General features: G+C 34.9%; 8 protein-coding genes. All 8 read right to left on the bottom strand.

The features are described 5' to 3' along the window. Positions 1-32 precede the first annotated feature (32 nt). Positions 33-740 carry a WxL domain-containing protein gene (locus AC4BC4_RS00430; protein ID WP_490476394.1) on the bottom strand — a complete coding sequence of 236 codons (708 nt, stop codon included), beginning with the start codon at positions 738-740 and terminating at the stop codon, positions 33-35. Between the two features lie 298 nt (positions 741-1,038). Beyond that, a complete protein-coding gene (locus AC4BC4_RS00425) occupies positions 1,039-1,395 on the bottom strand; it encodes an EF2685/EF0750 family sortase-dependent surface protein (RefSeq protein ID WP_490476393.1) in 357 nt (118 codons plus the stop codon). A 1-nt stretch (position 1,396) separates the two neighbouring features. Continuing rightward, on the bottom strand, positions 1,397-2,464 hold the full coding sequence (locus AC4BC4_RS00420) for a WxLIP family cell surface protein (protein ID WP_490476392.1): 1,068 nt from the start codon (positions 2,462-2,464) through the stop codon (positions 1,397-1,399). A gap of 90 nt (positions 2,465-2,554) precedes the next feature. After that, positions 2,555-3,175 (bottom strand): hypothetical protein, encoded by a 621-nt coding sequence (locus AC4BC4_RS00415; protein ID WP_490476391.1) that lies wholly within the window; start codon positions 3,173-3,175, stop codon positions 2,555-2,557. Positions 3,176-3,241: 66 nt separating this feature from the next. Next, positions 3,242-3,916, bottom strand: a complete 675-nt coding sequence (locus AC4BC4_RS00410) for a winged helix-turn-helix domain-containing protein (RefSeq protein ID WP_490476390.1) — start codon at positions 3,914-3,916, stop codon at positions 3,242-3,244. A 157-nt stretch (positions 3,917-4,073) separates the two neighbouring features. Next, positions 4,074-5,201, bottom strand: coding sequence for a tyrosine-type recombinase/integrase (locus AC4BC4_RS00405; protein WP_490476389.1), 1,128 nt, complete (start codon positions 5,199-5,201; stop codon positions 4,074-4,076). A 483-nt stretch (positions 5,202-5,684) separates the two neighbouring features. Beyond that, positions 5,685-14,507: a VaFE repeat-containing surface-anchored protein gene (locus AC4BC4_RS00400; protein WP_490476388.1), complete on the bottom strand. Its 8,823-nt coding sequence runs from the start codon at positions 14,505-14,507 to the stop codon at positions 5,685-5,687. Positions 14,508-14,589: 82 nt separating this feature from the next. Further along, positions 14,590-15,219 (bottom strand): winged helix-turn-helix domain-containing protein, encoded by a 630-nt coding sequence (locus AC4BC4_RS00395; protein WP_490476387.1) that lies wholly within the window; start codon positions 15,217-15,219, stop codon positions 14,590-14,592. Between the last annotated feature and the right edge of the window lie 242 nt (positions 15,220-15,461).

Genomic DNA, 15,461 nt, shown 5'->3' with positions numbered 1-15,461 from the left:
TTTTTATTTGTATATTTTTAAATTATTCGATATTATGGTTGTAAATCATCCAACGTCCAAGTGATGTACCCTGTAAATGACTCTCCTGCAGCTTCATCTGCTTTAGAATCTGTGACAACTAACTTTGTATTTGAGATTTTTGTTGCAACGCCGCCTTTGATATCATTAGCTTCTGCTTTTGTTAAAATCGCTTGACCTGTTGCAGCTCCTGCTTCCAGTGTCACAACATTTGTTTGACCATCACCAAGTGTGATACCAGCTTCAGCATCTAATTCACCTAGAGCTGTAGTTGGTTTAGCAGGAATAAAATCATTGTCTTTTCCAATTTCTGTGCCAATTGTATAAGATTGTGTAGCGCCAACGTTGAAGACTAATTTAGAGGCTAATTCTTTTTCACCATCTGTTGATACCAGTTTTGACATGTTCGCTTTTAACGACCATGGTGTTGACACAACTTCTCTATCATCATTTACGATTAAATATTGGTCTTCTTCAATAACGTTATTAAATGTTGCGATATTTCCAATCGCTTTTTGTTCACCGAACTGAAAGCTTGATGGTTTCCAAACAAGAGATAAGTTATTTTTAAATGGTGTGTTCTCCCCAGGAACAGTTGCTTCTTCCGATTTAAAACTTACACCTACGTCTGTTTTGTCTTCAAACGATTTTGCATCCGCTGAAGTTGCAAACATCATCAATGCTGCTGATGAGAATAAAGTAATCATTACTGCTTTTTTCATTATAATTTACCATCCTTTTATAGTTCAGATATAGGTTGGCGACAGTTATTGTTATAAGTTGTTTATTCTAAGTTTTGTTTGTTATTGCAATAGTTCTATTTGATCTCTTAGCATAATAAAGAGGTACGTGATTAGTCCTAGGCATGATAATGTAATGCCCAGCAATCCAAAGTTAAGAATAAGTGTTTGCTTTTTTTTTCTTAATTTTTTTACTAAAAAGAAATCTCTAGATAACGTAATTAGAAAAAATAGTAATGACAGAGTAGCAATCCCTCCTAATATAATCATCCATACGTAATCAATCACTTATTTCACCTGCTCTCATGTGGAATTTAGTATAATATTTTTTCAAACTAACTAGACCAATCAAGATAATCAGGACAAAAGTTCCTGTACACGTCCAAATAACTGAGGTAATCAAATCACCTGTGGAAGGTAACTTCCCTTTAGGTTTTATCGTATCTCCTAATATTTCTGTATTGGTGTTTGGTAAAGAATTTTGCGTCGCTGGCGGTGCTAATACTGAACTCTCATCTTTTAAAAAATTGATTGTTAATTCTGATTTATCCTCCTGACTGCCTGCTTCAACTCTTACTGTGTGTAATGTACTTCCCATACCAACGAGAACAAACAACAAAAAAATAAGTTTCTTCATTTTATTTTCCTTCTCTCTTCTTTTTTCTTTTTTTCTTTTTACGTCTTCTTTTCCACTCCGTATTCATATTTTTTCTTCTAATTAATATTAAAACCATAAGTATTCCCATTAAAATAAAACAAAAAATAGCGCAAACTTTTATCCATGTCGGTGTGATAATTTTAAAGCTACTTTCATCATTCATTTTTTTTGCATTGGATTTACTTACTGTAAATTCTTTTTCAAATTTCCAATTATTGTAATCATTCTTCCCATTTACTGTAATCGTGTATGTTCCAGCTTTAACTTTGCCTGTACCCCAATCTATTTCAAAATCAAACTTACTATTCGGAGCCAACATGTAATTGTCTACTGTTTTTTTCTTTAGAACCGTTTGACTTCCTTTTTCTTTCACTTCAGCTTTTAGCTCTAGATTAGCAAGTATTTTAGGTTCTGGATTTTGAAACGTTGTTAGGATCATTTTTTTGCCGCGTCTTAAGGTTGATTTTGCTTCTAACAAGTTTAACGTTTTAGAATCTTTATAGTCATCTCCACTTTCTGACGTAATCAATCCAATTCTATAAGCAAATTTACTAGCTACAGTTTCTTTACTTTCTGAATCATCTATTTCAAAATTCAATGCCCCCATTTTTACCCCACTGTAACTTTCCTTTGGTGGCGTAAGTATAAAGCTTGCCTCTTTTTCTTCATAATTTTCAACAGATATACTCGGTGTTTCTACTTTTACAATAGAAGTAATTGGTTGAACCAGTGTTGAATCCAGCTTTTTCTTATCATCTGTATATTCAATTGTTCCATTTTCTCCAGTAAAAGCATCTGTTGTATATAGTTTTAATTTGATTGGCTCTTTTTGAGTACTTTTGACTTTTACTTTCAATATTTGTTCTTCCCCAGGCGTGGTTTGAGTATGAAAATAACTTTTTTCTGGGTCGATCTGCTTTCCATTCAACACAGCGGATACTGTATAGCCTAAATTGGATGATTCTTTGGCTTCTACCTTATTACTAGGAAGTAGAAATAAAGCTAGACATATAATTAAACCTATATATAAATAATTTCTGTTTTTCATCTACGTATTAATCGCTCCTTAAGATTTAACTGAGAATAAAGTGAGGTAAAATCGTTCCATTTTTATTGTTTAAATGGATAGGTTGAGTGACTATTTTTCATGAGATTCGATATAAATATCTGCATAATATTTTTTGTCATCATTTAAATAAATTTCTTCTGTAACTGTTAGCCCTTCCTTTTTTTGGAATTGTTCTAGGACTTTTTCTATTTGTATAGATGCATCTTTCTCTGTCTCAAACGGCCCTTTTGTTTCAATAATATCTCCTTCTTCATAGTGAAGTTGATTCGACTTGGTGCTGGCAAAAAAAATATAAAATAAACTTGCTGCTAGGATAAAAATGATGCTAAATATTGGCCAGCATATATTCAGTGTCAATACGGACACACAGAGTATATAAAACGCAAATAATAATAATGGCTTACGCTGATTTTTTTTTCTGTAGTGTAGATAGAATGAGTACGAAAAAAAGAATGTGGCTGATATCAAAAGAAAGCTTATTATAAAATAACCAAGTAGTTGGCTCCAATTATCATTAAAAAAGGTGAATAGATTAAGGAAAGCGGATTGTTGCTTATTGATGTAGAAGTACTCTTCATTATAAAAAGAATAATACTGACTTAAATAGAGTATCCATAGTAGTAAAAGTATTCCTTGTACAAAATAGAAATACATCAAGATATTCTTTTTTATTGCACCTTCTTTATTCATTATCTCAATCCTTTATTTATATATTTATTTTGAAAAATTTGCCTACGTTATCTTCACATCTATTCCCTAAAGAAAAAGTGCATACCCAATTGAGCGAATGGTCTTCAAGTAACGCGGCTTGGTGTTGTTTTTTTCTATTTTATTCCGTATACGAAAAACTAGATTTGCTAATCTATATTGGTGACTTTCGGTCGTTTCTGACCATAGAAGCAAGCACAGCTCATCATATGTCCCTCTTCCTCCTGTCCTACTTTTCAAATAATTGATTAATTTGAATTCTAACGGTGTTAGCGAAATCTCTGGTTCATTATCTATACTTACAGATAAATTTTGTTCATTTAACTGAAAACCATTTTGCATACTCGGTAATTTGTTTTTTTGATTTTTTCGAACTTGGAGCAAATTAGATAGAATCACTTCAAACTCTTCAGGATTTACTTGTGCATCAAAAACAATTGTTGCACCTAACTGCAAGTATATCAATCGCTCAACAGAGCTACTTTCTTTCAACAACACGAATACAAAAGGAATCTCACCACTTTTAATAATACAAAGTAATTCACAAATTTCGCTAATTAAGTCTTTCTTTACTTGGTCTGTATAATCAAAAATGATTACATCTAGGACTGACTTCGCTACTAATTCTTCTTTGTTTAACAAAAAAAAGTTGTACTCGCTTTGCTTGAGAGCATCTATATATAGTGTCTGTTTTCTAGGAGGATAAACCCCAATCTTTACCATTGCATTCGTCCTTCTTTCAACCATTATTTATTTTTGATATACTAAATAGAGAGAGCACTTATCTCCAATTTTCTCAGAATTACCCCTTCTGAGAAAACACTTTTTTATGTACTACTGTGCAACACTTTCTATATTAGTTGACGCTGTTTTTGACGCTTTAAAAATCAGTTTCATCCTCTAGGTCCAGCTGGGCATCAATAATTGACATGGCATTTTCTCTTGTTTTCCATAAAGAATTAGTATAAGTATCTAACGTTAATTTAATTGATTGATGACCCAACAAACTACTCAATGTAGCAACATCGATTCCGTTCTCGATGCAACGTGTTGCAAACGTATGCCTCAATGAATGGAAATGAATGGGGGCTATTTCAGCTTGTGATACTATTTTTTTAAACCAGTAATTAATCAGTCTTGGTTCTGCAAATGACTTTTTGTAATTGACGACATACTCACTTATTGATTCTTCTTTTCTACTAATCAAATAAGCTAATAAGTTTTTCGCAATAGGTATTTTCCGTATAGAATTTTGAGATTTTGGAGAATCAAAAATAATTTCTGTTTTTTTCGCTTTTCCACTGACGGATATACGCTGAACCGTTCGAACGATTTGTATTGTTTGGTTTTCTAAATCAATATCTGCCCAAGTTAAGCCGCTAATTTCTCCGATTCTAAGCCCCGTATACAAAGCAATGATGACTGGGAAACCTTGATCATTTTGCAAAGCGACTTGCTCCAATTTTCTTTGATCCTCTAATGACAGTATCGCGATATCCTTCTTTCGAATGGTGGGCAAGCTAATCCCATTACATGGATTTTCTAAAATAGCATTCTCAAAAAGCGCTCTATTCATCGCACTTTTTAAAATCGTTAGTACGTTATGAATAGTCGCCACACTTAAGCCTTTGTCTGCTAAATAAATTAATAAATCTGATATGTCATTTTTTCTTATATGAGCTAGTTTTTTCTTCCCAAGATATGGTAATACATGCTTTTTCATTTTTGTCTGATAAGATGCATGAGTAGATTGCTTGATTGTGCGAATAATTAAATGGTTTAACCAATAATCCGTCCATTCTTCTAGAGTCCCTTGGAAAATAGAAGTATCCTGCATCGGCAGAATATACTCTGCTTTTAACTTCTCTAACTCACGCTTTACTTCCCGATATTTATAACCGTAAATATATCCGTAAACAAGTCTTCCTTGTTCATTTCTATTTTTTCTATAGCGCCCTTCCCAGCGTCCATCTTTTCTTTTGTAAATATTTTCACCTTTTCTAGCCATAATAATGATCCTCCTCAATTTTGACGTTAAATTTGACGGCTAAAAAAAAAAAATTAATTTATTTATATGTTTTTCATCGTGATAAACACATGTAAAGATGAAAAAAATAAAAAAATTTTTTCATTTTTTATAGACTTTTCACATTTTTTATATTAAACTTTATTCAAATGATCATTTTTTATAAAAAATATGAGTGATTTCGGAATTTTTTCATTCTCAGAAGGGGTAATTCTGAGAAAACCACTATATGCTATACCTTCTTAAAATAAGTTTATAAAACGTTATAATCTAGTCAATATAATTAACGGGTCTGATATATATATCAGACCCGTTAATTACTTTAATGAACTCTAAATCTGTAAAAACTAATAAGATGTAAAATGATAGTAAGGTGAATATTTTCATTTAGGACTTATCAATAGGATCAATACTTGTCATTTAACTTCTTAGGTTTAAATGAGTTCCTACTTTTGACTAGCATCATTACATGCTATTTTGTCTTTTCTTACGAAGATAAAATAATGTGCTCAATACTAAAAGAATTACTCCTAAAATCGTACCTCCAATTGAATAAATGTAACCTGTTTTAGGTAGAATTCCCGATTTATTTTCTGGTTGATCAGGCGTTTCAGGTGTAGGCACTTCAACAAATTTAACCGTTTGATCTAAATCATCAATGTCTTCGTGCGTTATAACTGTCTGGCCATTACGAGATAGTACTTCATAAATTACTACCTCTTTTCCTTCCAGTTCACGCGCATCTAAATCAAAGAGTACTTCCACTACTTCCGTTGAGTCTTTGGATGTAAATGTAGTTTTTCCATGCACTTCCTTACCATTTACGAGAAGAGGTTGTCCTGTTGATTTATCCATCAATGTACCATCCATTGTATATTCTTTACCCGGAATTAAATCTGAACAATCAATAGTATCAACAAGGTGATTTCTTTTCTCTGGCATAATATCTTTATTCCCTGCTTGGTCGGCAGCCAATGATTTCATCTTAGGTATCAAGAATTTCACGGTTTGCGATGGGTCATTAAGATCTGCATGGGTAGCAACTTCACGACCATCCGCATATAGGGTTTCAAAAGCTACGACTTCTTTTCCTGCTAAATCTTTGGCTTTGAAGGTAAAGAGAACTTCGACTTCACCCGTTGCTTTTTCGGCAGTAAATGTTGTTTCGGCTTCGACTTTTTCACCATCAATCAATAGCGGTTCTTTTGTTTCTTTGTCCATTAGAATTCCTTTAACTGTGTATTCACGGCCTGGTGTTAAGTTCTCATAATAAACCGTGTCAACTAAGGTAATTTCTTCTTCTGGACTTGGTGTTTGTGTTTCTGTTTCTTGATCTTTTAATTCTGTTTTGATTTCTGGTACTTTGATCGATATCGTTTGACCTTTGTCTTTGATATCTTCATGGTTTACCACTTCATGCCCTTTGCGGATTAGTTTTTCAAAGACAACAAGCTCTTGTCCATATAAATCACTGGCATCAAAGGTGAATAAGACTTCCACTGTACCGTCTGCTTTTTCTGGTGTGAAGATTGTTTCACCTAGTACTTCCTCATCTTTTACAATCAGAGGTTCTCCTGTGGCCTTATCCATCATTTTCCCTTTAAGAGTGTATTCTTTTCCAGGGATTAAATCTTTATACGTCACCACATCGACGACGGTTAAATCTCTATCACCATTTAATTCTTTGTCCCCATTTTTACCTGTTGCACTGGTTCCAATTTTGGGTGTTAAGAATTTCACCGTTTGCGATGGATCATCAATATCCGCATGAGTCGTTAGTTCACGACCATCCGCATATAGGTTTTCAAAAGCTACGACTTCTTTTCCTGCTAAATCTTTGGCTTTGAAGGTAAAGAGAACTTCGACTTCACCCGTTGCTTTTTCGGCAGTAAATGTTGTTTCGGCTTCGACTTTTTCACCATCAATCAATAGCGGTTCTTTTGTTTCTTTGTCCATTAGAATTCCTTTAACTGTGTATTCACGGCCTGGTGTTAAGTTCTCATAATAAACCGTGTCAACTAAGGTAATTTCTTCTTCTGGACTTGGTGTTTGTGTTTCTGTTTCTTGATCTTTTAATTCTGTTTTGATTTCTGGTACTTTGATCGATATCGTTTGACCTTTGTCTTTGATATCTTCATGGTTTACCACTTCATGCCCGTTGCGGATTAGTTTTTCAAAGACTACTAATTCCTGTCCATATAAATCACTGGCATCAAAGGTGATTAAGACTTCCACTGTACCATTAGCTTTTTCTGGTGTGAAGGTTGTTTCGCCAAGTACCTCTTTCTCTTTAACAATCAGAGGTTTACCTGTGGCTTTATCCATCATTTTCCCTTTAAGAGTGTATTCTTTTCCAGGGATTAAATCTTTATACGTCACCACATCGACGACGGTTAAATCTCTATCACCATTTAATTCTTTGTCCCCATTTTTACCTGTTGCACTGGTTCCAATTTCTGGTGTTAAGAATTTCACCGTTTGTGATGGATCATCAATATCCGCATGAGTCGTTAGTTCACGACCATCCGCATATAGGTTTTCAAAAGCTACGACTTCTTTTCCTGCTAAACCTTTGGCTTTGAAGGTAAAGAGAACTTCAACTTCACCTGTTGATTTTTCAGCAGTAAATGTTGTTTCGGCTTCAACTTTTTCACCATCGATCAATAGCGGTTCTTTTGTTTCTTTGTCCATTAGAATTCCTTTAACTGTGTATTCACGGCCTGGTGTTAAGTTCTCATAATAAACCGTGTCAACTAAGGTAATTTCTTCTTCTGGACTTGGTGTTTGTGTTGCTGTTTCTTGATCTTTTAATTCTGTTTTGATTTCTGGTACTTTGATTGATATCGTTTGACCTTTGTCTTTGATATCTTCATGGTTTACCACTTCATGCCCTTTGCGGATTAGTTTTTCAAAGACTACTAATTCCTGTCCATATAAATCACTGGCATCAAAGGTGAATAAGACTTCCACTGTACCATTAGCTTTTTCTGGTGTGAAGGTTGTTTCGCCAAGTACCTCTTTCTCTTTAACAATCAGAGGTTTACCTGTGGCTTTATCCATCATTTTCCCTTTAAGAGTGTATTCTTTTCCAGGGATTAAATCTTTATACGTCACCACATCAACGACGGTTAAATCTCTATCACCATTTAATTCTTTGTCCCCATTTTTACCTGTTGCACTGGTTCCAATTTTGGGTGTCAAGAATTTCACGGTTTGTGAAGGGTCGTTTATATCTGTATGAGTCGTTAGTTCACGACCATCCGCATATAAGTTCTCAAAAGCTACGACTTCTTTTCCAGCCAAATCTTTGGCTTTGAAGGTAAACAGTACATCGACAGTTCCTGTTGCTTTTTCAGCAATAAATGTTGTTTCAGCTTCAACTTTTTTACCATCGATCAATAGTGGCTCTTTTGTTTCTTTATCCATTAGGATACCTTTAACAGTATATTCACGGCCAGGCGTTAAGTTTTCGTAACGAACCGTGTCAACTAAGGTGATTTCTTCTTCTGGACTTGGTGTTTGTGTTTCTGTTTCTTGATCTTTTAATTCTGTTTTGATTTCTGGTACTTTGATTGATATCGTTTGACCTTCATCATTGATATCTTCATGGTTTACTACTTCATGCCCGTTGCGGATTAGTTTTTCAAAGACAACAAGCTCTTGTCCATATAAATCACTAGCATCAAAGGTGATTAAGACTTCCACTGTACCATTAGCTTTTTCTGGTGTGAAGGTTGTTTCGCCAAGTACTTCTTTCTCTTTAACAATCAGAGGTTTACCTGTGGCTTTATCCATCATTTTCCCTTTAAGAGTGTATTCTTTTCCAGGGATTAAATCTTTATACGTCACCACATCAACGACGGTTAAATCTCTATCACCATTTAATTCTTTGTCCCCATTTTTACCTGTTGCACTGGTTCCAATTTTGGGTGTCAAGAATTTCACGGTTTGTGAAGGGTCGTTTATATCTGTATGAGTTGTTAGTTCACGACCATCCGCATATAGGTTTTCAAAAGCTACGACTTCTTTTCCAGCCAAATCTTTGGCTTTGAAGGTAAATAGTACATCAACAGTTCCTGTTGCTTTTTCAGCAATAAATGTTGTTTCAGCTTCAACTTTTTTACCATCGATCAATAGTGGCTCTTTTGTTTCTTTATCCATTAGGATACCTTTAACAGTGTATTCCTGACCTGGTACTAAGTGCTCGTAATGTACCGTGTCTGCTAAGGTAATTTCTTCTTCAGGACTGGGTGTTTGCGTTTGTGTTTCTTTATCGGTAAGTGTTGTCCCGATTTTAGGATCGACTACTTCAATTGTTTGATCTTTGTCTTTAATATCGCGATGTTCTGCAATGACTAAATCTTTTAACTTAAGTGTCTCAAAAACAACAATGTCTTTTCCTTTAAGATCTGAAACGTCAATTTTAAACTCTATTTCGATATTTCCATTTGTAGCTTCTGGACGAAATTGTTTCGTAGCAGTCACTGTTTCACCATTAACAAGTAATGGTTCATTTGTTGCCTTATCCATCAAAATACCTTCGATATCATATGTTTGTGTTTTATCAAGATTGGTATAAAGGACTTTATCAATAATTGTAATTGGTCCAGGCAATACTTGACCCAATCCAGATTCTTTCCCTCTGGCTACAGTTCCAATAGAAGGTTCTACAAAGGAAACGGTTTGTGTTTTACTATTAATATCTGTGTGTTCAGCAATTGTTTTACCCGTTTCGTCTGTCAAAACTTCATAAACAACGGTACTTTGACCTTTTAAATTACTTGCATTAAAGTCATCTAATTTGACGGTAACTGAGCCACTTGATTTCTCAGGTGTAAATGTCATTTTTCCTTGTGTTAGTTCTGTTTTGCCTGTTGCTTTGTCTACTAATTTAGCGGATAATGTATATTTTTCACCTGGATTTAAATTTGTATAGTCTACTTTATCGCTGATGCTTACCACTTCATGTGGGTGTAGACCTTCTTGCTCACCAGAACTTGTTTCAAACGCTGCAGTTTCAAGTGCTGGTGAAACAAATTTGATTGTTTGATCCGCATCGTTAATATCAACGTGCGTCGCAACAACTTTATTCGTTGAAAGATCAATCAATTTCTCAAAAACAGTGACTTGTTGTCCTTGTAGGTCTCTTGCATCAAATGCAGCTAAATCAACTGTTTCTTCACCATCTTCTTTCGTTACAGTAAATTCTTTGGACCCAGTTGTCAGGACTTTCTCATCTTTCGTCACTAACTCAGCTTCTAAACGGTATTTTTGACCTGGCGTTAATTCTTTATATTGCACACGGTCACTTATTTTCACTGCTTGTCCTGGATAAAGCTCTTTGTTATTTGTTGCTGTTTCAAAAGCGACTGTTTCAATCGCTGGCTTATAATCACGTTTATTCTCAACAGTCTCTAGTGTTAATGTTGTTGTATCACTTACGATTTCAAAATCAATTGGGTCACCATTAGTGATAAGGTAGCCTGTTGGCGCTTTTGTTTCTACAAAATAATAGTCTCCAAATGGTAACCCGTCTACTTTTACTTCTCCTGTACCTGGCTGACTTGTATAAACACCTAGCGCTTTAGCACGATTTAATGCTATGTCATTGCTAGTATTAAATCCTATATGTCCTCCATAATTCGGTGCAAGTGTTGGCGTTTGAAGAGTTGGTAAAACGAATCTTGCTTCGTTGGACTTTCCTTCATACAATGTGAATTCTGCACCAGGTAATACATTTTTCGTATCTACATCAATTTTTTTGAACGTCACGCCACCTTTTGGAATAGTAAATTCAACCGTTTGATCTTCATCATTTAAATCTTCATGTGTTGCTACAACTTTATTCGTTGAGAGGTCAATTAATTTTTCAAATACAACTACTTCTTGTCCTCGTAACGTACGTGCATCAAATGTGCTTAAGTCAACTTTCTCTTCGCCATCTGAATTTATCGCAGTAAAGTCTTTCTGACCGCTAGAGATTGTTGACACGCCATTTTTTGTTAGTAGCTTCGCTTCTAATCGGTAGCTTCTCCCTGGAGTCAGTTCTTCATAAGTGACACGATCGCTGATACGTACATTTTGCGATGGATATAGCAGTTGATTATCATTTGTGTTTGTCTCAAAAGCAAATGTTTCAATTTGCGGATTGTAATCACGATGATTTTCTTTTTTTAATTCAAGCATTGTATCCGAATCATTTATAGTGAAGTCAATCGGTGTGCTGTCTTTAATATAACCAGACGGTGCCACTGTTTCCACAAAATGATAGTCTCCGTAGGTTAAATCGTCTACTTGCAATTGACCCTCACGGTTTGTCGTATATGTTCCAATTTTTTCTCCAGGATTTGATGATTTTCCTCTAAATAAAGTAAACTTGGCATCAGCTAATGCTGTATTGGGATGATCATAATCTACTTTTTTAAGCTGTACGCTTCCTACTGGGTCCGGGATACGTGTGTTCTCTTTTTCTAGTTCAATGACTTCATCTGAATCATCAATATTGAAATTGATTGGAGTGGCATCTAATTCGTATCCTTCGGGCGCTTTTGTTTCTACAAAATGATAGTCTCCGTAGGTTAAGTTATCTACTCGGATTTGACCATCTCTATCCGTCTTGTAGGTGTCCACTTTCCCTTGTGGATTGCTTGATTTCCCTTTGTATAAGGTAAACTCTGCACCAGATAACGTTGTATTGTTATTTTCGCTATCTACTTTTTCTAATTCCACACTTCCTACTGGGTCTGGCGTGCGGGTATTTTCTTTTTCTACTTTGACAACTTTATCTGAATCACTGATGTTGAAATTGATTGGGGTTGCATCTAATTCATATCCTTCGGGCGCTTTTGTTTCTACAAAATGATAGTCTCCGTAGGTTAAGTTATCTACTCGGATTTGACCATCTCTATCCGTCTTGTAGGTGTCCACTTTCCCTTGCGAATTATTTGATTTTCCTCGGTATAAGGTAAACTCTGCACCAGATAACGTTGTATTGTTATTTTCGCTATCTACTTTTTCTAATTCCACACTTCCTACTGGGTCTGGCGTGCGGGTATTTTCTTTTTCTACTTTGACAACTTTATCTGAATCACTGATGTTGAAATTGATTGGGGTTGCATCTAATTCATATCCTTCGGGCGCTTTTGTTTCTACAAAATGATAGTCTCCGTAGGTTAAGTTATCTACTCGGATTTGACCATCTCTATCCGTCTTGTAGGTGTCCACTTTCCCTTGTGGATTGCTTGATTTCCCTTTGTATAAGGTAAACTCTGCACCAGATAACGTTGTATTGTTATTTTCGCTATCTACTTTTTCTAATTCCACACTTCCTACTGGGTCTGGCGTGCGGGTATTTTCTTTTTCTACTTTGACAACTTTATCTGAATCACTGATGTTGAAATTGATTGGGGTTGCATCTAATTCATATCCTTCGGGCGCTTTTGTTTCTACAAAATGATAGTCTCCGTAGGTTAAGTTATCTACTCGGATTTGACCATCTCTATCCGTCTTGTAGGTGTCCACTTTCCCTTGCGAATTATTTGATTTTCCTCGGTATAAGGTAAACTCTGCACCAGATAACGTTGTATTGTTATTTTCGCTATCTACTTTTTCTAATTCCACACTTCCTACTGGGTCTGGCGTGCGGGTATTTTCTTTTTCTACTTTGACAACTTTATCTGAATCACTGATGTTGAAATTGATTGGGGTTGCATCTAATTCGTATCCTTCGGGCGCTTTTGTTTCTACAAAATGATAGTCTCCGTAGGTTAAGTTATCTACTCGGATTTGACCATCTCTATCCGTCTTGTAGGTGTCTACTTTCCCTTGTGGATTGCTTGATTTCCCTTTGTATAAGGTAAACTCTGCACCAAATAACGTTGTATTGTTATTTTCGCTATCTACTTTTTCTAATTCCACACTTCCTACTGGGTCTTCTTCTCGTTCGTTTATAATGGGTATGCTAAGTTCTTGCATTCCTTTAGAATTGAGTACAAATTGATACGGCTCTTCTAAAAGATTATATCCTTCTGGCGCTTGCGTTTCTCGCAGTTCATAGGTACCAAACTTTAACTTGTCATAGCTAATACGACCATTGGTATCAGATTTGAGATCTGAAGCAATTTTCGTTTCATTGCCATTAGATGCAATTCGAAACAGATCAAATGCAGCTCCAGCTAGAGCATTACCGTCTGTATCTTGTTTTACTACTGTGAATCCAGCTTGCTCTCCTTCAGAACCAGCTGTACCACCTTCGACACGTATATTTTGTGAAGTTGATTTTTCATAATCGGTTCCCTCTATACTTGCTTTATTAAGAAAATCTACTTGTTCAGAATCAGTGATTCTGGTGCTATACCTTACCTGACGACCTGCACCATCGGTAATATCCGGTAGTGAACACTCAAATTTTCCAGTAGATTGATCATAAGATTCAACTTTCGCAATTCTACCCAGATCATTCCCCAACGTGATAGTTGCTTTCCATCCATATGCTTGCCTCACTATTATCGCTTCTCTATCTGCTTCCGTTAACTCTAAACCAGGTCCTAATTCATCATATACGCGTATATTGTGCATATCTTCGTAGAAATCTGGATAAACAGGATCAGAACTTTTTAATGGTGGGAAGAACGTAACTCTCCACTCTATAATTCCGTTACCTTTATAAAAGGCTTGTTTATGACTAGAATTTCCATATGGTGGCTTTGGGTTAGGATTACTTCCTCCACCAGAACCAGGTTTTTCTGGTTTAATCGGAATAATCGTTATACCACCTTCTGTTTCAAATTCAATATTTATTTCTTCACCAGGTTCTACGGAACTCGAAAAGGACACAAAGAATTCAAAATGACCGTTCACATTAGAATGCGTTTCTACATAATCTGTAAACGTTACAACATATTGTTGCCCGCCTTTTGTTGTTGCTGCACCTGTTGCAACCAAATTTCCATTACCATCTCGAAATTCAAGAGGGTCATTTTGAGCCGTTTGTAATTCTTTTGGAAGCTGTACTTCCATTTTATCCCCAGCCGTTACATCATCTTCATAAGCTGTTGGGATCGCAAATTCATATCTAACTTTAAAGCTTTTATCTGTAGGAATAGATGAAATACTGTTCCCATTGCCATCTGTCATTTTGACATTTGTGATAAATTGATTTCCCCAATTTTGATTGTTTGCGGCTTTCACCTCTTGTCCTATCATCAATCTTATTGGAAATTGTCCTACCAATATAATCACTAGTAGTAAATACGCAATCATTTTATTTTTTTTAGTCGTTATCTTCATTTTTTACCTCTTTCTATGTTTTACCAAATTAATATCCATCAATTTTCTTTTTCAAACCATAAAAAATAATTTTACCCTGCATTTACATCCCCAACACATATCCTTTCGTTCGAATCGTTTTCAAATATTCTGGGTTTATAGGATCTTTTTCAATCTTGTGACGTACAAGAAAAACTAGGTTCGCAATTCTATGACGACTGCTTCCCATGTCTTCTCCCCACAATACTTGGTAGATTTCCTCATACGTACTTCCTTGTTCTTTCTTTTGCATTAGAAGATCAAGTAGTTTGTACTCTAAAGGCGTTAGCAATACTTCTTTGTTACCTTCTAAAATGATAGACAACTTGTGTTTGTTCAAGCGAATCTCTTCTTTTTCTTTGACCTCTATTTCTAACTGCTTCTGATTTTCTTTTTTACAAAGTAAATTGGATACAATCAGAGAAAACTCATTCGGGTCCGTTTCTTGATCGAATACTAACGTTGCTCCGAATTCTAAGTAAATCAATCGCTCAATTTTCGTACTCTCTTTCAATAAAATAAATACAAAAGGGATCTGTCTATTTTGAATTGATCTAAGCAGTGCACAAATCTGCCCAATAGATTCTTCATTTTTTCCATCTGAAAAATCAAAAATAATCGCTTTAAAATTTAAAAATCGTTCTATTTCTATTTCGTTTACAAAAGAAAAAAAAGAAAAATATTTTTTTTCCAAACAATTTATATACGAAGAATCCGAATTTTCCGAAGAGTATACTCCTATGTTTATCATATATTTTCTCCTTTCAATTTTTTTCATTCTTAAATATACTCAAAACAATTGATAGACGAATATCATTGAAGCGATTTCATTTCACTTTACTGTGATTTATTTGTTTATTTTACTTTTTAAATATATTTATAAAAAAATAATTAGCTAATTATTTTTTAATTAGACATTTCAATTTTTTTGTTATA

This window comes from Enterococcus sp. AMC1086 (assembly GCF_058216575.1).
This window is presented reverse-complemented; position numbering and strand designations above follow the sequence as displayed.

What these genes read in the sequence shown, in the direction of transcription:
- AC4BC4_RS00430 (WP_490476394.1), bottom strand. Translation starts at nt 740, where the DNA reads ATGAAAAAAGCAGTAATGATTACTTTATTCTCATCAGCAGCATTGATG.
- AC4BC4_RS00420 (WP_490476392.1), bottom strand. Translation starts at nt 2,464, where the DNA reads ATGAAAAACAGAAATTATTTATATATAGGTTTAATTATATGTCTAGCT.
- AC4BC4_RS00400 (WP_490476388.1), bottom strand. Translation starts at nt 14,507, where the DNA reads ATGAAGATAACGACTAAAAAAAATAAAATGATTGCGTATTTACTACTA.
- AC4BC4_RS00410 (WP_490476390.1), bottom strand. Translation starts at nt 3,916, where the DNA reads ATGGTAAAGATTGGGGTTTATCCTCCTAGAAAACAGACACTATATATA.
- AC4BC4_RS00415 (WP_490476391.1), bottom strand. Translation starts at nt 3,175, where the DNA reads ATGAATAAAGAAGGTGCAATAAAAAAGAATATCTTGATGTATTTCTAT.
- AC4BC4_RS00405 (WP_490476389.1), bottom strand. Translation starts at nt 5,201, where the DNA reads ATGGCTAGAAAAGGTGAAAATATTTACAAAAGAAAAGATGGACGCTGG.
- AC4BC4_RS00425 (WP_490476393.1), bottom strand. Translation starts at nt 1,395, where the DNA reads ATGAAGAAACTTATTTTTTTGTTGTTTGTTCTCGTTGGTATGGGAAGT.